20 protein-coding genes, 1 tRNA gene and 1 pseudogene are annotated in these 20,921 nt (G+C 58.5%); 15 read left to right on the top strand and 7 right to left on the bottom strand.

From position 1 onward, the window contains the following. The first annotated feature begins 165 nt into the window (after positions 1-165). A complete protein-coding gene (locus tag JFU11_RS05160) occupies positions 166-1,362 on the top strand; it encodes an amino acid aminotransferase (RefSeq protein WP_123720969.1) in 1,197 nt (398 codons plus the stop codon). Positions 1,363-1,597: 235 nt separating this feature from the next. After that, complete coding sequence (locus tag JFU11_RS05155) at positions 1,598-1,798, top strand: hypothetical protein (protein ID WP_007905992.1); 201 nt, start codon at positions 1,598-1,600, stop codon at positions 1,796-1,798. Here the strand turns inward: JFU11_RS05155 and JFU11_RS05150 are convergent. Further along, positions 1,795-2,025, bottom strand: a complete 231-nt coding sequence (locus tag JFU11_RS05150; protein WP_008007186.1) for a hypothetical protein — start codon at positions 2,023-2,025, stop codon at positions 1,795-1,797. The genes JFU11_RS05155 and JFU11_RS05150 overlap by 4 nt on opposite strands. Positions 2,026-2,250: 225 nt before the next feature. Here JFU11_RS05150 and JFU11_RS05145 point away from each other — a divergent pair. Continuing rightward, a tRNA-Asn gene (locus JFU11_RS05145) sits at positions 2,251-2,326 on the top strand. Positions 2,327-2,507: 181 nt separating this feature from the next. Here the strand turns inward: JFU11_RS05145 and JFU11_RS05140 are convergent. Continuing rightward, positions 2,508-4,025, bottom strand: a complete 1,518-nt coding sequence (locus JFU11_RS05140; protein WP_201059979.1) for a nucleobase:cation symporter-2 family protein — start codon at positions 4,023-4,025, stop codon at positions 2,508-2,510. 254 nt (positions 4,026-4,279) lie between these two features. Here JFU11_RS05140 and JFU11_RS05135 point away from each other — a divergent pair, with 254 nt between their 5' ends. Both JFU11_RS05135 and JFU11_RS05130 read left to right on the top strand, forming a co-directional pair. Beyond that, positions 4,280-4,561 carry a BrnT family toxin gene (locus JFU11_RS05135; protein ID WP_123720967.1) on the top strand — a complete coding sequence of 94 codons (282 nt, stop codon included), beginning with the start codon at positions 4,280-4,282 and terminating at the stop codon, positions 4,559-4,561. A gap of 3 nt (positions 4,562-4,564) precedes the next feature. Next, positions 4,565-4,909: a BrnA antitoxin family protein gene (locus tag JFU11_RS05130; protein ID WP_201059978.1), complete on the top strand. Its 345-nt coding sequence runs from the start codon at positions 4,565-4,567 to the stop codon at positions 4,907-4,909. 73 nt (positions 4,910-4,982) lie between these two features. On the opposite strand, the gene JFU11_RS05125 is transcribed toward JFU11_RS05130, so the two are convergent. The 3 genes from JFU11_RS05125 to JFU11_RS05115 form a co-directional block, all read right to left on the bottom strand. Then, positions 4,983-5,810 carry an arylamine N-acetyltransferase gene (locus JFU11_RS05125; RefSeq protein ID WP_201059977.1) on the bottom strand — a complete coding sequence of 276 codons (828 nt, stop codon included), beginning with the start codon at positions 5,808-5,810 and terminating at the stop codon, positions 4,983-4,985. Between the two features lie 113 nt (positions 5,811-5,923). Continuing rightward, positions 5,924-6,718, bottom strand: coding sequence for an exodeoxyribonuclease III (locus JFU11_RS05120; protein ID WP_201059976.1), 795 nt, complete (start codon positions 6,716-6,718; stop codon positions 5,924-5,926). A 63-nt stretch (positions 6,719-6,781) separates the two neighbouring features. Next, positions 6,782-9,367 carry an EAL domain-containing protein gene (locus tag JFU11_RS05115; protein WP_201059975.1) on the bottom strand — a complete coding sequence of 862 codons (2,586 nt, stop codon included), beginning with the start codon at positions 9,365-9,367 and terminating at the stop codon, positions 6,782-6,784. A 252-nt stretch (positions 9,368-9,619) separates the two neighbouring features. On the opposite strand from JFU11_RS05115, the gene JFU11_RS05110 reads away from it, so the two are divergent. Continuing rightward, the gene (locus tag JFU11_RS05110) at positions 9,620-9,943 is read left to right on the top strand and encodes a hypothetical protein (protein WP_201121260.1); all 324 of its coding nucleotides are present in this window, start codon (positions 9,620-9,622) and stop codon (positions 9,941-9,943) included. Positions 9,944-9,945: 2 nt separating this feature from the next. Here JFU11_RS05110 and JFU11_RS05105 read toward each other — a convergent pair whose 3' ends face one another. Beyond that, positions 9,946-11,517 (bottom strand): GGDEF domain-containing protein, encoded by a 1,572-nt coding sequence (locus tag JFU11_RS05105; protein WP_123720962.1) that lies wholly within the window; start codon positions 11,515-11,517, stop codon positions 9,946-9,948. A gap of 233 nt (positions 11,518-11,750) precedes the next feature. Between JFU11_RS05105 and JFU11_RS05100 the strand changes: the two genes are divergently transcribed. Together JFU11_RS05100 and JFU11_RS05095 are read left to right on the top strand one after the other, a co-directional pair. After that, positions 11,751-12,401 carry an HAD family phosphatase gene (locus JFU11_RS05100; protein WP_201059973.1) on the top strand — a complete coding sequence of 217 codons (651 nt, stop codon included), beginning with the start codon at positions 11,751-11,753 and terminating at the stop codon, positions 12,399-12,401. Positions 12,402-12,557: 156 nt separating this feature from the next. Further along, a complete protein-coding gene (locus tag JFU11_RS05095; RefSeq protein WP_201059972.1) occupies positions 12,558-13,040 on the top strand; it encodes a hypothetical protein in 483 nt (160 codons plus the stop codon). 3 nt (positions 13,041-13,043) lie between these two features. Here JFU11_RS05095 and JFU11_RS05090 read toward each other — a convergent pair whose 3' ends face one another. Next, positions 13,044-14,795: a L,D-transpeptidase family protein gene (locus tag JFU11_RS05090; RefSeq protein WP_201121238.1), complete on the bottom strand. Its 1,752-nt coding sequence runs from the start codon at positions 14,793-14,795 to the stop codon at positions 13,044-13,046. Positions 14,796-14,876: 81 nt separating this feature from the next. On the opposite strand from JFU11_RS05090, the gene JFU11_RS05085 reads away from it, so the two are divergent. From JFU11_RS05085 to JFU11_RS05055, 7 genes and pseudogenes are all read left to right on the top strand, one after another. Continuing rightward, positions 14,877-15,593, top strand: coding sequence for a murein L,D-transpeptidase catalytic domain family protein (locus JFU11_RS05085; protein WP_201059970.1), 717 nt, complete (start codon positions 14,877-14,879; stop codon positions 15,591-15,593). A 134-nt stretch (positions 15,594-15,727) separates the two neighbouring features. Continuing rightward, on the top strand, positions 15,728-17,521 hold the full coding sequence (locus JFU11_RS05080; protein WP_201059969.1) for a copper resistance system multicopper oxidase: 1,794 nt from the start codon (positions 15,728-15,730) through the stop codon (positions 17,519-17,521). 10 nt (positions 17,522-17,531) lie between these two features. Continuing rightward, positions 17,532-18,422, top strand: a complete 891-nt coding sequence (locus tag JFU11_RS05075) for a copper resistance protein B (RefSeq protein ID WP_123720958.1) — start codon at positions 17,532-17,534, stop codon at positions 18,420-18,422. Positions 18,423-18,477: 55 nt separating this feature from the next. Next, positions 18,478-18,861 carry a copper homeostasis periplasmic binding protein CopC gene (gene copC, locus JFU11_RS05070; RefSeq protein WP_201059968.1) on the top strand — a complete coding sequence of 128 codons (384 nt, stop codon included), beginning with the start codon at positions 18,478-18,480 and terminating at the stop codon, positions 18,859-18,861. A 3-nt stretch (positions 18,862-18,864) separates the two neighbouring features. After that, a complete protein-coding gene (copD, locus tag JFU11_RS05065; protein ID WP_123720956.1) occupies positions 18,865-19,788 on the top strand; it encodes a copper homeostasis membrane protein CopD in 924 nt (307 codons plus the stop codon). A 172-nt stretch (positions 19,789-19,960) separates the two neighbouring features. Further along, entirely contained in the window at positions 19,961-20,302 is a 342-nt protein-coding gene (locus JFU11_RS05060; RefSeq protein ID WP_201059967.1) for a hypothetical protein, read from the top strand. Between the two features lie 367 nt (positions 20,303-20,669). Next, positions 20,670-20,921, top strand: a pseudogene (locus JFU11_RS05055) (hypothetical protein); the annotation flags it as partial.

Below are 20,921 nucleotides of genomic sequence, written 5' to 3'. Positions count from 1 at the left end.
TCAACGATCGAAAAATAATTTGAAAAACTTACCGTAAAAGCCGAATCGCCTGTCGCCATCAATCGCTGATGGCCTCTATACTAGCTCCCCGTTTGTGCACCGCTCTAGTGCATTCGGCTGGAGCGCGACACGTCCCTCCACACTCCATTCAGAGCCGCCGCAATAATGAGCCTGTTCTCCGCTGTCGAAATGGCACCACGCGATCCAATCCTGGGCCTCAACGAAGCATTTAATGCCGATACCCGTACCAACAAGGTCAACCTGGGGGTCGGTGTTTACTGCGACGAGGAGGGGCGAATTCCACTCCTGCGCGCCGTTGTCGAAGCCGAGACGATTCGCGCTGCTCAACACGTTTCCCGTGGCTACTTGCCGATCGATGGCATCGCAGCCTACGACCAGGCCGTGCAAAAACTGCTGTTCGGCAATGATTCGCCGCTGATCGCCGCTGGCCGGGTTATCACCACTCAAGCTGTCGGCGGTACCGGCGCGCTGAAAATTGGTGCCGACTTCCTCAAGCAACTGCTGCCGAACGCCGTCGTGGCGATCAGCGACCCGAGCTGGGAAAACCACCGCGCGCTGTTCGAAACCGCCGGTTTCCCGGTGCAGAACTATCGCTACTACGACGCCGCCACCCACGACGTTAACCGCGCCGGCCTGCTGGAAGACCTGAACGCCCTGCCGTCCGGATCCATCGTTGTGCTGCACGCTTGCTGCCACAACCCGACCGGCGTGGACCTGAGCCCGGCAGACTGGAAAAACGTGCTGGAAGTGGTCAAGGCCAAAGGTCACGTGCCGTTCCTCGACATGGCCTACCAGGGCTTTGGCGACGGTATCGATGAAGACGCCGCAGCCGTGCGCCTGTTCGCCGAATCGGATCTGACCTTCTTCGTTTCCAGCTCGTTCTCCAAATCTTTCTCGCTGTACGGCGAGCGCGTTGGCGCCCTGTCGATTGTCAGCGAATCGAAAGAAGAAAGCGCGCGCGTGCTGTCGCAAGTCAAACGCGTGATCCGCACCAACTATTCCAACCCGCCGACCCACGGTGCAAGCATCGTCGCCGCCGTGCTGAACAGCCCGGTACTGCGCGCTCAGTGGGAAGAGGAACTGGCAGAAATGCGCCTGCGGATTCGCGGCATGCGCACCCAGATGGTCGACCTGCTGGCGAAAAACGCTCCACAGCGTGATTTCAGCTTCGTCGGTCGCCAGCGCGGCATGTTCTCCTACTCCGGCCTGACGGTTGAACAAGTAACCCGTCTGCGCAGCGAGTTCGGCATCTACGCCCTGGACACCGGCCGCATCTGCGTTGCCGCGCTGAACCAGAGCAACATCGACGCAGTGACCAAGGCCATCGTTCAGGTGATCTGAGTCGTCGCGTGATTGAAAACGGGAAGCCATATGGCTTCCCGTTTTTTATTTGTCTTTGATAATTCCCAGTTCGGCGACCGGTCGCTCTAGACTGCACGCAGATCAAAAATGTGGGAGCGGGCTTGCTCGCGAAAGCGGTCTATCTGTCACATTGATGCTGGATGTGCAGCCGCCTTCGCGGGCAAGCCCGGCTCCCACAGGTTATGAGTACACCCGAGAGCTCTTGAGAACCCACATGAAAAACGATGACCTACGCGCCGACCGCGACGAGCTGGACCACTTTGTGCCCCGCTCCTCGGCCAAACGCGGTAATAACCTGGTGCTGCAAGTGGCTGCGGGCGTGTTCCTTGGCGGCCTGGCGTTGTGGCTGGTGCAACTGACCGCCACGATGCTGTACGCCAAGCTGATGCTCGGCACCATTACCTTCGGCGGTTAAGCCAGTTCGGTTGCACGCTGGCTGGCTGCGTCGTCATAGGCCACATAAAGCGACTCGGCCACCTGGCTTTTGATCGCCTTGGTGCTTTCCAGGCCCAAAACAAAACCTTCGGCCTTGCCGCCCGCGCGGTTCAATTCGTCAGCGGTGCTGGCCTGAGTGATGGCGTCGAACAGTTTCTCGGCGTGCGGACCAACGCCTTTGGGCAGACTGATCTGAGCGATGCTCATGCGAACACCCCGCTGTTTTGAGGTGTGAGGGTTGGGTGATTCATGGCGCATACCTTTTCGGCTGAGGGCCGGCAGCGCGTGTCACCACTTCCGGGCGACCATGGTAGACCTCTACCGCAATTCTGGTAACCGCCAATGGCCGATAACCCCCTCTGATCCGATGAAAACATCAAACTGCCAACAGAGGCTTGACTTCTCTTTTTGAATCAGTAACATAGACGCCATTCCGCGATAGCTCAGTTGGTAGAGCAAGTGACTGTTAATCACTGGGTCCCTGGTTCGAGTCCAGGTCGTGGAGCCAGACAGCAAAATCGAAAAGCCCCTGAATCGAAAGATTCAGGGGCTTTTTTGTGCTCGCCATAAAGTCAAAAGATCGCAGCCTGCGGCAACTCCCAGGGGGATCGCATCGCACACGAATCCCCGTAGAAGCTGTCGCAGGCTGCGATCTTTTGATCTACCTGCCTTTTTATCGGGTAGCGCCGTCAGACATGCTCACTGCTTTTCGCATGCGCCGCCCGCGGCTCGGCATGCCCATGCTCTGCCTCCACCACCGGAATCTCATTCCCGTCGCAGTCACGCAGCTTGCCTTCGCTGAAGTAATCCCCTTCCCGCAACGCCGCCAGATCCTGATAACGCAAGACGCGCTCGGTACCGGCCGCAAACACCGACTGTTGATCCGAGTTGCCGGCCGTGAGGTGGTTGAAGGTCAGGTTCAGCACGATGGCCATGATCGCCGAGGAGCTGATGCCTGAGTGGAAGATTGTCGCGAACCAGCTGGGGAAGTGGTCGTAGAAGTTTGGTGCGGCAATGGGGATCATGCCGAAACCGATCGAAGTGGCGACGATGATCAGGTTGACGTTGTTGCGGTAGTCGACCTTGGACAGGGTCCGAATGCCGCTGGCCGCCACGGTGCCGAACAGCACGATGCCGGCGCCACCGAGGACGGAGGTTGGCACGGCGGCGATGACCCGGCCCATGAAGGGCAGCAATCCGAGCACCACCAGGAACACGCCGCCGGTGGCCACCACAAAACGGCTCTTGATCCCGGTTACCGCCACCAGCCCCACGTTCTGAGCGAAAGCACTCTGGGTAAAGGAGCCGAAGATCGGCGCGACCATGCTCGACAGCATATCGGCGCGCAGACCGTTGCCCAGGCGTTTGGAGTCGACTTTGGTGCCGATGATTTCACCGACGGCAAGAATGTCGGCGGAGGTTTCCACCAGGGTCACCATGATCACGATACACATCGACAGAATCGCGGCGAAATGGAAAGTCGGCATGCCGAAATGAAACGGTGCCGGGAAACCGAACATTGGGCCCTGGGTGACGGACGAGAAATCCGCCATGCCGAGGAACACGGCGATGACTGTGCCGATGACCATCGCCAAGAGGATCGACAAACGGGAGATGCTCGCACTGCCGATCTTGCTCAGCAGCAGTACCAGCACCAGCGTAACCGCCGCCAGGCCAATGTTCGCCATGCTGCCGAAGTCCGGGGCATGGCTGTTGCCGCCCATGGCCCAGCGTGCGGCCACCGGCATCAGCGTCAGGCCGATAGTGGTGATCACAATGCCCGTCACCAGCGGCGGAAAGAACTTGGTGATTCGCGAGAACACCGGCGTGATCAGCAAGCCGATCAGCGACGCGGCAATCACCGCCCCGAGAATCGACTGAAAGCCGCCCTCCCCACCACTGCTGACAATCGCCACCATGGTCGCAACGCCGGAGAACGACACACCCTGCACCAGCGGTAACTGACAACCGAAAAACGGTAAACCCAGGGTCTGCAGCAACGTCGCCAGCCCCCCTGCAAACAATGAAGCAGCAATCAACAAACCGATGTCCGCCGGCGAGAGCCCGGCCGCTTGGCCGATGATCAAAGGCACCGCGACGATACCGCCATACATGGTCAGAACGTGTTGCAGGCCGTAAGCCATATTCGCGCCGATCCCGAGATTCTCATCCTCGGGCCGTTGTTGTGAAACATGGGGCGTTTTCATGGTTGGGGGGTTCCCTGGTTTTTGTTGTGCGCACACTGTATTCAATAGTCAGGACAAATGTCTATAGAGTTGTATACAACCAGCTAGTCAAATTATGGACAGATGTTCACACCGCCCTTTAGCCATAGAGCCCCCAGCCTAAAAAACTCTTGAAATACATCCTTCCTCCCCTTTCCCTCCCCACCGCTAATCTTTTGCTTTCCAAGCGACCGCCGGCACGGCCGCCTCTCGCTTATACATATAAAGTATGCATAATGAAGTCATTCGAAATTCAGTACCACAAGGCAAAGAACGCGGCCAACAAACTAAAGCATCAAGGCGTCAGCCTCGCAGAGACAGAACCCGTGTTTTATGACGAACGAGCGCTGACGCTTCAGGACAACCACCATGATGAGCCGCGATGGATCATCATCGGGCTGGATGCCAAAGGTCGACTGCTGGTCGTTGCATACACCTACCGCGACCCGAATTTCGTGCGAATCATTTCCGCGCGCATCGCCACCAAAAACGAGCGTCGCCACTATATGGAGGCTTGACCGATGAAAGATGAATACGACTTCAGCAACGCCAAGCGTGGAGCGGTTGCCTCCAGCAAAGGCAAGACCCGAATCACCATCATGCTCGATGATGTCGTCATAGAGGCCGCGCGTGCGGCGGCAGAAAGCGAGGGGTATGGCTACCAGACGGTGATCAACAATACATTGCGCCAGGCATTGCTCAGCGATAAAGGCAAAATGGCGAAGCCCGATCAGAACACTGCTGTTGCCAATGTCGGGCATCTCAAAAAAGGCATCACCGCCTCCGAGCTGAAAAGCCTGGAGAAAAAATTGTCAGAGGCCCTCAGCGAAATCCATCACGTGATAGAGCTTGAAGTTCGTTCCTAGACACAACACCGATCAAAAGAAAAAGGGGCGAATTGATCAAATCCGCCCCTTTACGTGTCGCTCAATTTGCCTGCTACACAGGCTCAATCAAACGCCCAAGCACCCGCTTCAACACTTCCTGCGCCGGCACTCGAAGCCCGAATTCACTTTCCAGTAACCCGATCAACTCATCCACATCCGCCACCTCCCGCCGTTCGCTCTCACTGCCCATGCGATGAATGGTAAAGCTGCCGTTAATCAATGTGCGTCGCCATCCCTCCCCCGTCCGCGCCACCATCAGTTGTTTCACGAAGGACGATTCGGGATGGGTCGAGACGTACCAGTTGCCGAGGGTGTAATCGATGTCTTCCTGACGTTGCAGATCGAAGATGTATATCACCCGCCATTCACCGCCGACGTTGGCACGCAGGGTATAGCCGTCGGCGTGCGGTTCGATGCGATAGGGTTCGTGAGGGGTGAACTGCTCGGCTTCGGTATCCAGCATCAGCGGTGCGGTGGGCACCATGCCGCCGAAGCCGACGTCAGTGATGTAGCGCACGCCGTCGAGGGTTACCAGACTCAAGCGGTGCGTTCGGGCGGTCCATGCGCCTTCGGGCTGACCCATGACCACGCGACCGGTGATGCCACGTGCGTCGAAGCCCAGTGCCTGAAGCAAGGCCAGGAACAGGTTGTTGAGCTCATAGCAGTAGCCACCACGACCGTCATGCAGGACTTTCTGCTCCAGGGACGGCAGATCGATGAGCACCGGTTCGCCCAATAACGTGGTGAGGTTTTCGAACGGGAAGGCACCCGTGTGGCGCAGTTGCAGTTGGCGCAGGGTTTCCAGGGTCGGTGCCGGGGGCTTATCGAAGCCCAGGCGCTGCAGGTACAGCGCAAGATTTTTCAGTCGTGTCTCGCTCATCGCTCAATCCTTTATGCAGAGGTCCGCGGATCGCTCCGCCGATGGGCGCCATGTATAAGGGAAAACACGGTCGGACTGACAATTGATTTAGCCAATCGCCGCACACGCCAAGGTTATCGACGCTTGCGCGAACTCAATCGAATCCATGTCGGCGCATGATCGCTGGCATGAGGTTCATTGCGAACCCAGGCATCGACGCCGGCCTCTTGCAGGTAAGGACTCAGTGCCGGGTTGAGCAGCAGATGATCGATGCGCAACCCCGAGTTTTTCTGCCAGTGCTGACGGAAATAATCCCAGAAGGTGTAGATCCGCTCCTCTGGATACAGATGACGCAGGGAATCGGTCCAACCCTGATCCAGCAACCGCTGATAACACGCACGACTCTCGGGTTGCAGCAGCGCGTCCTTGAGCCAGGAGCGCGGGTTGTAGATGTCCAGATCAGTGGGCACCACGTTGTAATCGCCGGCCAGCACCACCGGATGTTCGCTGCTCTGCAGGTCTTTGGCGTGCGAGATCAGCCGCTCGAACCACGCCAGTTTGTAATCGAACTTCGGTCCCGGCTGCGGATTGCCATTGGGCAGGTACAAACAACCCACCAGAACCCCATGCACGGCAGCTTCCAGGTAGCGGCTATGGGTATCGCTGTCATCACCCGGCAAACCGCGCCGGCTCTCCAATGGTTGCGCATCGCGCGCCAGAATCGCCACCCCGTTCCACGACACCTGGCCGTGCCAGACGGCACCATAGCCGGCCGCCTCCAGTTCCGCGACGGGGAATGCGCCGTCAACCGATTTGAGTTCTTGCAAGCAGGCGATGTCTGGCTGCTCCCGCGCAAGCCAAGCCAGTAGATTCGGCAAGCGGGCGCGCATGCCGTTGACGTTGAAGGTGGCGATTTTCAGGTTCTTCATGATCCGACGTCAGTTGTGACCGGGGTGCGTCACGGCAGTTGCCGTGGCGCACGAAACAGGCGACTAAAGGTGCGTACCCTGCGGCGGAAAATCATCCCTTGATGCCTTGAGTAACGGCAGCAGAGCATACTTGTCCACCGGCCGACTGAGGTAGAAACCCTGCACTTCATGGCACTGGTCCGAGATCAGGAAGTCCAGTTGCTCCAGCGTCTCGACGCCCTCTGCGGTCACGGTCAGGCCCATGGCCTTGCCCAGATTGATGATCGCCTGCACCACGGCGCGGTCATTGCTGCCGCTGCTCATGGACGCTATGAAGCGCTTGTCGATCTTGATCCCGTCGAACGGATACGTGCGCAGGTAACCCAGCGAAGAATAACCGGTGCCGAAGTCGTCCATGTTCAGTCGTACGCCCAACTCCTTGAGCGCATTCATGGTCGCCAAGGCGCCATCTACGTCGATGAGCATCACGTTTTCAGTGATCTCCAGTTCCAGTCGACTGGCGGGCAATCGGCTCTGGATCAACGCCTCCCGGACATCCTCGATCACATCGCTACGGGCAAACTGCACCGGCGACAAGTTGACCGACACCATCATCGCACCGGGCCAGGTCAAGGCCGTCTCGCACGCCTCGCGCAACACCCAGCGCCCTAATGGCACGATCAGATCGGTCTGCTCGGCCAATGGAATAAACGCGTCGGGGTTTAACAAGCCTTGCACCGGATGCTGCCAGCGCAGCAGCGCTTCGACCGAGACGATCTGCTTGCCATCGACGTGATAGCGCGGCTGGTAATGCATCACGAATTCGTTGTTCTTGATCGCCTTACGCAGGTCGCTTTCCAGTTGTCGGCGGTGCTGGATCTGATCGTTCATGTGCGCCGCAAAGTAGCACCAGGTCTTCTTGCCATTGGACTTGGCCTGATACAACGCGATATCGGCACAGCGAATCAGCTCCTCCGGAAGATGCCCCTGGCGCCGACTCAGGGCGATACCGATGCTCGCGCCGATGTGCAGCGTGTGGTGATCGTAATGGATTGGTTGATGCAAGCTGTCGAGCAAGCGCTCGCAAAACCGGTCGATTTCCGCGTGGCTGTCCATGCCGTGGAGCACCAGCACGAACTCGTCGCCACCCAATCGGGCGACCAGATCGATGTCCCGCGTGCACTCGCGCAAACGAATAGCAACCTCCAGCAATACCGCATCACCGGCCGGGTGGCCGAGGGAATCGTTGATCGGCTTGAAGTTATCCAGGTCGATCATCAACAACGTCAGCGCCGCCGATTGCTCTTTCAGTGCCAGCGCGTCTTCGAGGTAGCGCGCCAGCTTGTTGCGGTTCGGCAAGCCAGTCAGTGCGTCGTGCATCGACAGATGCTGGATCTGTGCATGGGCGGCGACTTCATCAGTGATGTCGCTGGCCGTCCCGCGAAAACCCAGCACCGCGCCCTTGCGCTGGATGGGTCGTGCCGACACCCGGCACACCCGTTGTTGCCCCGATTGATCGCGGTAGGAACAGCGTAAGTGACTGACAGCCTGCTCTTCATCGAGTTTATTCAGCCACAGCGACAAGGGCGTGGTATCGCAATTGAGCAGTTGCCCGATGTTCTGCCCCAGCCATTGCTGATCGGAAAATCCGGTGACGGTGCTGAAGCGCCCCGACAGATAGGTGATGCAATGCTGGTCGTCGATTTCCCAGATCCAGTCGGACGCGGCTTCGGCCACAGCACGAAAACGTTCTTCACTGGCCTCCAGCGCCTGATTCGACAAGTCGAGACTGGTGTAACTGGCGTCCACATGCCCGGACGTGCGCAGGACATATCGAAAGAAGTACGCCGTCAACAACGCCAGAATCAACAGCGCTCCACCCAGTGGCGGCAGCAACGACCAGAGCAATTGATGACCCGGCCGCTCAAGCCGGGAGACCAGGCTGTAACCGGTGCCGGTCAGAGCGACAGCTGGTTGACCGGGAACAATGCCGTCGTCGGCCGTCAGGCTCAAATCATTCAACCCGTAATCGGCACTCAAGGTATTGAGCTTTTCAGGGTTCAATTGATCGACATATATCAGCACTGAGGTGCTCTTGGGATCGACCGCCGGGCGTTCGTCATTGGGCACGATCGCGGCCGCCGTCAACAGCGCCGGTTTGCCTTCGAACAAGGTGTACCGGCTGACAGGCTCGATGAGGCTCTCCTGGCTCTGAACCTCCTCGATGAGGCTCGCCATCGACGTCGACAGATAGGCCGTCGCTTCGCCCTGCACCTGAAGCCCGCGCACTATGGCGTATTTGGTTCGCTGACGATCGATCACGAAAACGCCATCGTAGTGATCGATAGTGAACAGGGTTTTACCCACGTTCTGATCGACGTAGGCCCACTGCACATCGACCTTGTCGTTCAGGTGGTCGTAGGCGGTCGTCCAGTTGGCGTAGCTGGCGATGTAGTTTTTCGAGGCGGTGATTCGATTCTCAAGTGCGCGTTGCGTGTAGAACGTGGTTTTGCTCAGATCCTGAGCATCGAGCCGTGCGGCAATGCTGAACAGGGCCATCAGCGCGATCAACACCCCAACTACAAACAGCAGGCCGATGACCAACATCAGGTTGCGGGTAATCGGTGTATGACGCGCAGGTGCCGCGGTGGTAATGGCAGTCAAATCCATGCACTTGATCCTGTCGATCGGTCGCCTTATCGGGTGAGGCCGGCGGGGTCTGGTCTGTCGTCATGACAGCCAGACTCTCCACAGACCATAGCAGCCATGCTCGGTCACCGCTTCTGAATACGCAAGTCATTGCCACACTTGAAAAACCCAGGCTCGTTGCCATCCCGTCCCACCACTTGTCATCCAACCGGCACCAACCGCCCCGCCATCGCACCAATATCAGACAACGGCTCATTGTATGGAGACGTAACCCTGATGAATATCAGAATGACCTCACTGTTATTGGCCGGGTTAGTGGTCACGGCATCTGCAAACATCTTTGCGGCGTCCGGAGATGGAGCGGAGGCCACCGGCACTCAGTCGGGCGGCATCAGCAGCTCGACGTTTCCACCCGACAATACCCCCGGCTCGCCTGCGGGCGGGACCAGTTCGGACACCCATGGAAGCGGCACGGGCACCGATGGCGGGGCCAGCGGTTCCGGCTCGGGTGCTGGAGGTGGAACCGGGTCTGCCGGTGGTGGCACCGGCGGTGCTGGCGGTGGGACGGGCAGTTCGACGCATAAAAGCAATCCATGACACTAGCGGTCCGAGCGCATCAGTGCCTCGACGCCGCCTTCCATCGACAGCACCGCCGAACGATTTCGCCCCGAATGCTTGGCCTGGTAAAGCGCCGCGTCTGCGCGCTTGATCAACATTTCGGTGCTGTCATGCCCTGTCGGCACAAACGAGTAACAGCCAAGGCTGACCGTCACGTACCCCGTGGGTGAACCACTATGGATAATGTTCTTGTCCATGACGCTGCGACGGATCTGCTCGGCGATCGTCAGCGCACCATGGATGTCGGTGTCCGGCAGCAACACTGCAAACTCTTCGCCGCCATAGCGCACCGCCAGATCGGCATTGCGGTGACAGCAACTCTTCAGTGCCCGCGCCACTTCGGCCAGGCAATGGTCCCCCGCCACATGACCGTAGGCGTCGTTATAGCGCTTGAAATAATCGATATCGAGCATGATCAGGCTCAGCGGACTCGACCGCCGGGCACCACGCCCGAACTCGATCTCCAGCGCCCGCTCGAACAATCGACGGTTGGCCAACCCGGTCAGGCTGTCGTGGGTGGCGATCAATTCCAGGGTTTTTTGCGCCTCGCGCAAATCCGCCTCGATGCGCTCACCCGCGCGCACCTGATGAATGAACACCCAACCGAACACCCCCACGCCAAGGACGACCAGAGCGACGATCAAACTGGATTGAATCGCCGTGTCGTACCAGTCCTTGAGGATTGCGTCTTTGGAAGAGGCCGCCGCCACCACCACCGGATAGGCATCGAGCTGACGGTAGCCATACAGCCGGACGATGCCATCCACCACCGAGCCGATCATGGCGTTGCCCGATGTCGCGCTGGGCAAGTGCGTTTGAAAGATCTCACCCTGAGCCAATGACGTACCGATCTGCGATTCCACAAACGGTCGTCGCGCCAGCAGTGTTCCATCGGTCAACGCCAAAAACATCGCGCCGTTGTTATCGAGGCTGAAGCTTTTGAAGAACTGATCGAAGTACGACATCTTGATCCCGGCCAGCAACACGCCCTGAAAATTGCCGTTCTGGTCGTTGACTCGCCTGGATACCGGAATGATCCATTCGCCATTCTCCCGACTGCGAATCGCCGGGCCGATGTGCGCCAGGGACGACGCGTTTTGCTGGTGAAACCTGAAATATTCGCGGTCCGCCACACCTGGGCCACGGGGCAGATTTTCGAACGACGTCACGACCCATTGCCCCTGCTTGTCGAACAGAAATATCCCGTGCAATTGATGCAGCGTCTGCACCCGCCGCGCGAAAGTTTTCTGTAAACGTGGCGTCTGGACAGCGTCGAAACCCTCCGCCTGAATCCAGTCCACCAGACTGGTCAGCACCAGATCGGCTTTCATGAAGGTGTCTTCGGCCTGCTGCGCCATGGCCCGGGTCAGGTTTGACGAAGACACCTCGGCCAACGCCAGATCGTGACGGCGCGACTGCTCCAGTTGCAGGTAAAGCAGCCCACAAAGACAGAGGCACACGGCTGCAATAAACAGCACCGCAGCCTTGAGCAGAGGCAGCCGCCTCAAGGCACCCTCGGGCGCGTGGTGCGGATCGGGAATGGGGATAGGCAAAAGCGAGTCCTGAAAGGGTAAGGCATGGGCAGAGGCCCAAAATCCTTATTCTTTGTGAGCTTACTCTACGGGGTTATGCGGGGCAATTGCGCCAGTTTTACAGAGACCGATTTGCCCGCGCGAGCGAAATACGAAAACCCTCTCTGCTAGGATGAAAAACCTCAGGAGCCTATCGAACACTTCGATATCGGCTGCCGCGCCTGCCCCGAACCGTTTACCCAAGGAGGAAAAACATGAGCGCTGCGCACCACCCTGCCCCCATTGACACCGTTGTGTTCGATCTCGGCAATGTCCTTATCCGATGGAACCCCAGAAACCTTTACCGAAAGTTGTTCGGTGAAGATTTGGAGGCCATGGAAACATTCCTGTCAGAGGTCTGCCATACCGCCTGGAACGAACAACAGGACCAAGGCAGAACCTGGCAGGAGGCTATTGAGGAAGCCATCGCCCGGCATCCGTCCCAGGAGGCATTGATTCGCGCCTACCGCGAGCGCTGGGAAGAAATGCTCGATGGCGCCATAGAAGAGACGGTGAACATCCTCGATGAACTGCACGCCAAAGGTATGCGACTGTTGGCTCTGACCAACTGGTCCGCCGAAACCTTTCCGATTGCCCTTGAGCGCTTTGAGTTCTTGCAGCGATTCGAAGGCATTCTGGTGTCGGGTGCAGAGGGGATAATCAAGCCTTCGCCGGAGATTTTTCAGTTGCTGCTATCGCGGTTTGACGTTGATAGCCGCCGCGCGGTGTTCATCGATGATCATGCGCCGAATATTGCAGGAGCACGCAGGGAGGGATTTCATGCGGTTCAGTTCGTCAGCCCGGAACAATTGCGCGAGGAACTGGTGGCGCTTGGGTTGCCCGTACAAGGCCAATCAGCGAGGTAAACCGCTTTTCGCAGGAGCCAGCGGTGCGGCAAGCCTGGCTCCTGCTGGCCCGCCCATTTTCTTCAAGACCGCGGGTGTTTCAATCACATGACGCAAGGCAAAACCGCGTTACCTTGAAGGAGCTACGATTAACTGACATCACGACAGGAAATCGAAATGAGTAAAGCAGACGAGCTCGCCGAGAAGCTGAAACAATCCCGGCCAACCAGTACCGACGCGACCATCGCCGATCAGGCCATCGACAGCTGGCCCGCCCAGGTCTATGAGCTGTATCACCAGATCGAAGCCTGGCTGCAGCCACTGATCGAAGTGGGCCTGAAGCTGCGACGCAATTCCACTCACGTGTTCGAGAGGGCTCCGGACGGGGCGAGTTACGATTACGCCATCGACCAACTGCTGATCGAAGGCAACCACCACAGCATCAACTTCGACCCTGTCGCTCGCTTCACCGCCGACGGTGCCGGGCGGATCGAGATTCACTCGACAGACAAGGAACTCGCCCTATTGCGAACCGTGGACGAACACGGTGAGACGCATTGGTGGCTTCAGGCGATCGAACAGTCCGGACAACAACCGGATGCGATCGCCCTGACGGAACACAACCTGCTCCTGGCGGTGCAAGAAGGGCTGGGGCTTTAAGCTTTAGAGCTTGTTCTGCCCCACCGCCATCGAGGGAGGCGCCGGTCGCCTCCCGTCCAGCGTTGGCCGTTCCGAAGGCAGATTCAGCGCACGCAACACAGGGTTATCGTACCCATACACATCGGGTTTGAACGTCACTCGCCCATCAAGACTCAGGTCCACCGTCCAATAGGCCAACAGCACCGGCACTTTCACGGGGAGCCTGATGTTCTCTGTCTTGCCGTTGGCTAACTGCTTTTGAATCCCTTCGCTGCCCCAGCGAACCGGGTCGTTGAACAATAGCTCCACCAATTGCAGCGGGTTTTCTACCCGAATACAGCCGGAACTGGTCGCGCGATTGGATTGCGCAAACAACTCGCGATGGGGCGTGTCGTGCAGGTAAATGGCGTAGTCATTGGGAAAGCGAATGACCACCTGCCCCAGTGAGTTGTCCGACCCTGCATCCTGCCGCAGCGTAAGGCCGCGCGGGTTGTCCCAATCGACGGTCGACGGGTCGAGCACATTGCCTTCCCGATCGATCACACGAATCCGGTTTGCATTAAGGTAACCGGGATTGTTGCGAATCTTCGGCAGCATGTCCTTGACCAGAATGGTCGGCGGCACGGTCCAGGTCGGGTTGAACGTGATGTAGGTGATCTCGGATTGAAAAATCGGCGTGCTGCGATACGGTTTACCCACCTGCACCCGTGAGCGCCATATCAGCTTGCCATCGCGATAGAACGAAACCTTGTACCCGGCGATGTCGACGATGACAAAGGTGCCTTGGAGTTTGTACAGCAGCCACCGCGCCCGCTCCATGTTCACGCGGACCTGGTCGATTCGAGCCTCGACCGGCACATTCAGCGCCGCGAGTGTCGCCGGCCCCGCCACACCATCCGCCCCGAGGTATTGCTCGGCCTGATACTTCTTCACCGCCGCCATGACGGTGTCGTCATAGTCGGAGCGCGCGTTCATTTTCGCAGTCAGATAACCACCCGCTACCAAACGGGCTCGCAACTGCGCAACCGAGACGTCGTCCATGCCGGGCCTGAGGGTCTGCCCTTGCGGAATCTTTGGCCAACCGCCACTGTCGCGAACCCTGCGCAGTTGCGCCAGGCCCTGTCGCAACGTGCCATAAATCGCTTCTTGTGGTGGTGCCTGGGCGAACGCGCGCGCCACGTCATGGCTGTCGAGGGCGGCGAAGAAAAGATTAACGTCCTCCCGAGGGTCGATGCCGACCGGGTCGAAATTCCAATGGATGTCCAGTCGCGAAGGGTCAACCTTGCCGCGCCGCAACTGCAGCAGCGCCGTGATGAACGTCTGGGTCGCCGAGATATCAAAAGCCGCTCGTTGCCCGGGGGTTGTCGCAGTTGTCTGCATCGAGTTTCTGGCCGTGACCAGTTCGGCAATTCGAAAATCCTCGGGGTCCAGGCCATCGACCCCGGTGTCGCTCAGGCTTTTCAATAACTGGACGACATCGTCATCGTCCGTCCAGGCGGCGCGATAGCCACGATGGCTGTAAAAGTCCAGCACTGCTCGGTTAACGTCGACCCGTTGATGACGTGGCGAGGTGAGCAATGGGGGAAACGCCGAACTCAATGGCGCCAGCGCCGCCTGAATCGCCTGACCAACGTAATCGCCAGGCGCTGCCTCCGCGACCACGCTAACGGGAGATGACGGCTCAATCGGCGAAGTTTCCGCAATTGCCATGCCGCTTATCAGAAAGCCCATAAAAAATATGCGGCTTATGACGAATAACCTTGTTAACTGCCCCATGGATAATCCTTAATCTCCCATTTTCAACCGGCTAGCGTCGTGCGCGCTGCTAGACTCGAAACAATCAGATGAGACTTGCATATGGCCCTAGACCGCTTCGGCTTTTTAATGACGGCCCTGTTGCTGACCGCGTGTACCTTACCGGCAGCCTACGCCGATTCGCTTGAAGCCGCGCTGATCAAAGCGGCCCCCAATGCCAACGCCAAGGTGATTGCCCTGGCCGTACGCGCTTCCCAATGCAGCCGGGCCCAAAGTGCGGCTCCGGCTCAAAGACTAGCAGTGATCGATTATTCCCTGCCCTCGACCGCGCAACGTCTTTGGGTGTTCGACCTTAAACAACGCAAATTGTTGTTCCACGAACTGGTCGCCCACGGTCGCAACAGCGGCGAAAACATGGCCCGTCTGTTCTCCAACCGCAATGCCAGCTTCGCCACCAGCTTGGGTTTGTACCGAACCCAGTCCAGCTATGTCGGGCAGAACGGTTACTCGTTGCGCATGGAGGGTCTGGAACCGGGTTTCAACGACAACGCTTTCGAACGAGCGATCGTGATTCATGGCGCGCCGTATGTCAGCCCCGACCTGGCGCGAGCGAATGGCCGAATCGGCAGAAGTCTGGGCTGCCCGGCGGTGAGGCCTGCGATTGCGCATCAGCTGATCGACTCGATGAAGGATGGCCAGTTGTTGTTTTCCTACTATCCGGATCAGCGCTGGTTGAAGTCTTCTTCGTATATCAATTGCGGTAACGCTACCGTGGCGGACTCCGCCAGGCCGACTGGAAAATCATTGAACACAAAATGAAACTGTCAGAAATGTAATCTTGGCCTCAGTCTGCTGAAAGGCGCCGCCCGTTAGCCTTCACCTCATTAAGTTCTCCTCCCTCCGCTCAGGATGGGCTTGAGGACTTCATCAGGCTGATGGACGGGAAAAACGGCATGCATTCCAACACCTCAAGACGCACTTTCGTGAAGGGCCTCGCCGCTGGCGGGGTTCTTGCTGGCCTCGGGCTGTGGCGCACGCCGGTCTGGGCGGTCACCAGCCCCGGCGAACCGAACGTGCTGGCCGGTACCGACTTCGATCTGTTCATCGGCGAAACCCCGGTCAACATCACCGGCAACCCTCGCACGGCAATGACCATCAACGGCGGCATTCCCGGCCCTCTGCTGCGCTGGCGTGAAGGCGACACCGTCACGTTGCGGGTGAAAAACAAACTCAAGGACAGCACCTCGATTCACTGGCACGGCATCTTGCTGCCCGCCAACATGGACGGCGTGCCAGGCCTGAGCTTTCACGGCATCGAGCCAGATGGGATGTACGTCTACCAGTTCAAGGTCCGGCAGAACGGCACTTACTGGTATCACAGCCATTCCGGCTTTCAGGAACAGTCCGGGATTTACGGGCCATTGGTGATCGACGCCAAGGAACCGGAGCCGTTCCAGTACGACCGCGACTACGTGGTGATGCTCACCGACTGGACCGACGAAGATGCCGTCGACCTGATGAGCAAACTCAAGAAACAATCGGACTACTACAACTACCATAAGCGCACCGTGGGCGATTTCATCCACGACGTCAGCGAGAAAGGCTGGGGCTCGACGGTCGCTGATCGCAAGATGTGGGCTGAGATGAAGATGAACCCCACCGATCTGGCGGATGTCAGCGGCGCCACTTACACCTACTTGATGAACGGCCAGGCGCCAAACATGAACTGGACGGGCGTATTCCGCCCCGGTGAAAAGCTGCGACTGCGCTTCATCAACGGCTCGTCCATGACCTACTTCGACGTGCGCATCCCCGGCCTGAAAATGACCGTGGTCGCGGCGGATGGCCAATACGTCAAACCGGTGAGCGTCGACGAATTCCGTATCGCGGTGGCGGAGACGTTTGATGTGATCGTCGAGCCGACCCAAGACGCCTACACCCTGTTCGCCCAGTCGATGGATCGAACGGGTTATGCCCGCGGCACCCTTGCGGCGAAGGCCGGGTTGTCGGCGCCGGTACCACCGCTGGATCCGCGACCGCTGGTGACCATGGATGACATGGGCATGGGCGGGATGGATCACGGCAGCATGGGTGGCGACATGGCGGGGATGGATCACAGCACCACGCAAAGCATGACAGGCATGGACGGCGGTGACATCCAAGGCATGGACAACATGGCCGGGATGGATCACAGCAGCATGGCCATGGGCGGCATGGCCGGTATGCAATCCCATCCAGACACGGAGAAAGACAATCCGCTGGTGGACATGCAAGCCATGACCACCTCGCCGAAACTCGACGACCCGGGCCTGGGCCTGCGCGACAACGGCCGCCGCGTGCTGACTTACTCCGACCTGCGCAGCACCTTCGAAGACCCGGACGGCCGTGAGCCCGGCCGCACCATCGAGCTGCACCTCACCGGGCACATGGAGAAATTCGCCTGGTCGTTCAACGGCGTGAAATTCTCCGATGCCGAACCGCTGCGACTCAAGTACGGCGAGAGAATCCGGGTTGTCCTGGTCAACGACACGATGATGACTCACCCCATTCATTTGCACGGCATGTGGAGCGACCTCGAAGACGAGAACGGCCAGTTCATGGTGCGCAAACACACCATCGACATGCCGCCGGGATCAAAGCGCAGCTACCGGGTCACCGCCGACGCGCTCGGCCGCTGGGCCTATCACTGCCATCTCCTGTATCACATGGAAATGGGCATGTTCCGTGAAGTTCGCGTGGAAGAATGAGGCGCTACCCATGACCAGATTGATTCGCTCTACCCGCCTCGCTTTGGCACTCGCTGGCTTCACGGCATCTTCGGCCATGGCCGCCACCGGTGACATGCAGGGCATGGACCATAGCCAGATGTCGGGCATGGATCACAGCCAAATGCAGAGCATGGACGACGGCCAGATGCAGCCCGCCGCGCCAACCCAAAGCCGCACGCCGATCCCGGCATTGACCGACGCCGACCGCGCCGCCGTCTACGTCAGCCCCGCCGGCCATGCCGTGCATGACTCCGCGCTCAATTATTACTTCCTCGCCGACAAACTCGAGTGGCAGGACGCTGACGACGGCAGCGCCTTGGCGTGGGATCTGTCCGGCTGGATCGGCGGCGACATCGATCGCCTGTGGTTGCGCTCCGAAGGCGAACGCGTCAATGGCAAAACCGAAGACGCGGAAGTCCAGGCCCTGTGGGGTCACGCCATCTCCCCCTGGTGGGACGTGGTGACCGGCGTGCGCCAGGATTTCAAACCCGGCGATCCGCAAACCTGGGCCGCGTTCGGCGTGCAAGGCATGGCGTTGTACAACTTCGAAACCGAGGCCACGGCCTTCATCGGCGAAGGTGGCCAGACCGCCGCACGGCTGGAAGGTGACTACGACATTCTGCTCACCAACCGACTGATTTTGCAGCCGACCGCCGAGCTCAACGTCTACGGCAAAAACGACCCGCAACGGGGCATCGGCTCCGGGCTGTCCAACACCGAAGCCGGCCTGCGATTGCGCTATGAAATCCGCCGGGAATTCGCGCCCTATATCGGCGTGACCTGGAACCGCACCTACGGCAAAACCGCCGACTACGCCAGGGACGAAGGCGAGGACCGCAGCGAAGCCCGCCTCGTGCTTGGCGTTCGGTTGTGGTTCTAAATGTATTAACTCAAAAACCTAAAAACCAACCGCTTAAAGCGGTAAGAGGCCTTGCATGCGCACAATCAAAACCATCGCTGTTGCCATCGCACTTTCCACCGGGCTGCTCATGAGCGCACTGGCTCAAGCCCATCCGAAACTGCTCTCCTCTACCCCGGCTGAAGGCGCGGAAGGCGCAGCACCGAGCACTATCGAACTGCGCTTCTCCGAAAACCTCGTGACCCAATTCTCCGGCGCCAAACTGGTCATGACCGCCATGCCCGGCATGGCCCACTCACCCATGCCGATGAAGGCCAAAGTCTCCGGCGGCAGCGACCCGAAAACCATGGTCATCACCCCGCTCTCGCCATTGCCCACCGGCAGCTACAAAGTCGAATGGCGCGCCGTGTCTTCGGACACTCACCCGATCACCGGCAACGTTACGTTCAAAGTGAAGTGATGGATGAGCGACTCAATCAGCATTGCCCTGCGCTTTGCGTTGTATGTGGATTTGATGCTGTTGTTTGGCGTGGCGCTTTTTGGGCTGTACAGCCTTAAAGGGCGGGAGCGGATGTCGGGCGCAGTGTTGCCGTTCCGGTCGATGTTGGCGGGGACGGCAGTGCTGGGTGCGGTGTTGTCCGCTGCCAGCATGTTGATGATGGCGAGTGCAATGAGCGGGGAATCGGACTTCGCCGAACTTCGTCCACACATCGAGATGATGGTGTTTGAGACGGACGTGGGTCTGGCTTGGGTGGTTCGCATCGTTGCGCTACTGACTGCCGGTTTGGCGGTGATGCTCCGTGCGCCTGGTTTCAGCTTGTTAATCGCAGCTTTTGCCGGCGGTATCGCCCTCTCCAGCCTGGCCTGGAACGGACATGGGGCGATGGATGAAGGCAGTCGTCGTGATTGGCATTTCGCGGTAGACATTCTGCATCTGCTAGTGGCGGGGGCATGGCTGGGCGCGTTGGTGGCGTTTGCGCTAATGGCGAAAATCAATGCTCTGCAAACCGAAGCGCGCATCCGGTTGTTGGCCCGCGCGGTTAATCGATTTGAGGTGATTGGCGCAGTCATCGTGGTGGTCATCACGATAACGGGGGTTGTGAATTATCTGTTCATCGTCGGGCCAAAACTGGATGAAGTTTTTCTCAGTACTTATGGAATTTTGCTGTTCATCAAAGTGGCGCTGTTTGCCGGGATGCTCGTGCTCGCCGCATTGAACCGGTTTCACCTTGGGCCGTTTCTGGAGCGTTCATTGCGGGACGGCCAGCATCGGGAGGCGGCCAATGCATTGCGGCGCAGCGTGGTAGTGGAATTGGTGGCGGCGGTGTTGATTGTGGGGTTGGTGGCTTGGTTGGGGACGTTGAGTCCGGAGATGGACGCTCTGTAGAGCATGTAAGCAGGGAAACACGCTTTACAGCATCCGATGACCGGCCATAGCAGTCAGTGGACAGGATGAGGGGCCTTTACTAGCGTCTAACCACACTAGATTTCAAGCCAGAGGGTTCAACACCCAAGCGCCAAGGTGAAAAAGAGGCGCAATTATCGAAAGGAGATCGAAAATGGCTGAAGTAATGAAAGTAGTGGATGTCGAGTTAAAAGTACTTAAATCAAACCCACCGCAGCTACACATATCGGCAATTGGCCTCGTGGGTTCTGCTGGATGGACAAACCCGAGATTGGAGCCACGGGTTTATATTCAATTCCCGCCTGACGGCATTCAAGACTTCGATTTTGTCGCTGATCCGCCCCAAGGAACTGTTATACAGGTCGTCCTTCCCATCGACGCATCAAAGCTTTGGAAAGAGCCGCCACTCGATAAACTCAAGGGCGTAAGAGTCCACTCTGCCAGCAACTCGATTGAAGCGCATCTTAAGAGTTCGAAGTCCTTGGCTTGTGGATAAACAACTAATGTGAAGGGATACGTGTCGGGCCTTGCCTGGCACGTATCACGCATAGGAATGAATGGGGTATTGGGACACTGGAGGACAGTCGAGAAGCGCTTTCACTACACTGACTCCCGCTTGAACCCCACTCCATCACAAAAGCCCGATAACAATGAAAACCATAAAAAGCACAATGATGCTCTGTGGCCCGCTGGATCTATCCTGCGCAGCACAATAAGCCTCTGTGGACGTAGTTTGATATGGATCAACAACGCCCTCCGGTCGTAGCGTAAGTTCGGGATTATTCCCTTCTATCGGGAACACGACATGCTCTGATCCGCAGCTGCTTAGCGCTGCCGATCCCCCTAATATTGTGGAGATTGTCATGCACACCTACGTCAAATCGCTCATAGCCGCTCTGCTCATCAGCAGCCCATTGCTGGTGCTGGCCGCCGACGAACATCACCCCGAAACAGCGCCTGCCGCCCCCACAACCGACTCCACCCAAACCACGCCCATGCAAGACAAGGCCATGAGCGAACAGATGCAGAAAATGCAGGCGGCCCACGACAAAATGATCGCCGCCAAAACCCCGGCCGAACGCCAGGCGGCGATGCAGGAAGCCATGACCACGATG

Origin of the sequence: Pseudomonas sp. TH37, assembly GCF_016650735.1 — a bacterium.
Lineage (GTDB): Bacteria > Pseudomonadota > Gammaproteobacteria > Pseudomonadales > Pseudomonadaceae > Aquipseudomonas > Aquipseudomonas farris.
This window is presented reverse-complemented; position numbering and strand designations above follow the sequence as displayed.

Excerpts from the sequence above, each read along its gene's own strand:
- copC (WP_201059968.1), top strand. The coding sequence starts at position 18,478 with ATGCGCACAATCAAAACCATCGCTGTTGCCATCGCACTTTCCACCGGG.
- JFU11_RS05060 (WP_201059967.1), top strand. The coding sequence starts at position 19,961 with ATGGCTGAAGTAATGAAAGTAGTGGATGTCGAGTTAAAAGTACTTAAA.
- JFU11_RS05125 (WP_201059977.1), bottom strand. The coding sequence starts at position 5,810 with ATGAGCGAGACACGACTGAAAAATCTTGCGCTGTACCTGCAGCGCCTG.
- JFU11_RS05080 (WP_201059969.1), top strand. The coding sequence starts at position 15,728 with ATGCATTCCAACACCTCAAGACGCACTTTCGTGAAGGGCCTCGCCGCT.
- JFU11_RS05135 (WP_123720967.1), top strand. The coding sequence starts at position 4,280 with ATGAAGTCATTCGAAATTCAGTACCACAAGGCAAAGAACGCGGCCAAC.
- JFU11_RS05090 (WP_201121238.1), bottom strand. The coding sequence starts at position 14,795 with ATGGGGCAGTTAACAAGGTTATTCGTCATAAGCCGCATATTTTTTATG.
- JFU11_RS05100 (WP_201059973.1), top strand. The coding sequence starts at position 11,751 with ATGAGCGCTGCGCACCACCCTGCCCCCATTGACACCGTTGTGTTCGAT.
- JFU11_RS05075 (WP_123720958.1), top strand. The coding sequence starts at position 17,532 with ATGACCAGATTGATTCGCTCTACCCGCCTCGCTTTGGCACTCGCTGGC.
- JFU11_RS05085 (WP_201059970.1), top strand. The coding sequence starts at position 14,877 with ATGGCCCTAGACCGCTTCGGCTTTTTAATGACGGCCCTGTTGCTGACC.
- JFU11_RS05130 (WP_201059978.1), top strand. The coding sequence starts at position 4,565 with ATGAAAGATGAATACGACTTCAGCAACGCCAAGCGTGGAGCGGTTGCC.
- JFU11_RS05150 (WP_008007186.1), bottom strand. The coding sequence starts at position 2,025 with ATGAGCATCGCTCAGATCAGTCTGCCCAAAGGCGTTGGTCCGCACGCC.
- JFU11_RS05160 (WP_123720969.1), top strand. The coding sequence starts at position 166 with ATGAGCCTGTTCTCCGCTGTCGAAATGGCACCACGCGATCCAATCCTG.
- JFU11_RS05155 (WP_007905992.1), top strand. The coding sequence starts at position 1,598 with ATGAAAAACGATGACCTACGCGCCGACCGCGACGAGCTGGACCACTTT.
- JFU11_RS05095 (WP_201059972.1), top strand. The coding sequence starts at position 12,558 with ATGAGTAAAGCAGACGAGCTCGCCGAGAAGCTGAAACAATCCCGGCCA.
- JFU11_RS05140 (WP_201059979.1), bottom strand. The coding sequence starts at position 4,025 with ATGAAAACGCCCCATGTTTCACAACAACGGCCCGAGGATGAGAATCTC.
- copD (WP_123720956.1), top strand. The coding sequence starts at position 18,865 with ATGAGCGACTCAATCAGCATTGCCCTGCGCTTTGCGTTGTATGTGGAT.
- JFU11_RS05115 (WP_201059975.1), bottom strand. The coding sequence starts at position 9,367 with ATGGATTTGACTGCCATTACCACCGCGGCACCTGCGCGTCATACACCG.
- JFU11_RS05120 (WP_201059976.1), bottom strand. The coding sequence starts at position 6,718 with ATGAAGAACCTGAAAATCGCCACCTTCAACGTCAACGGCATGCGCGCC.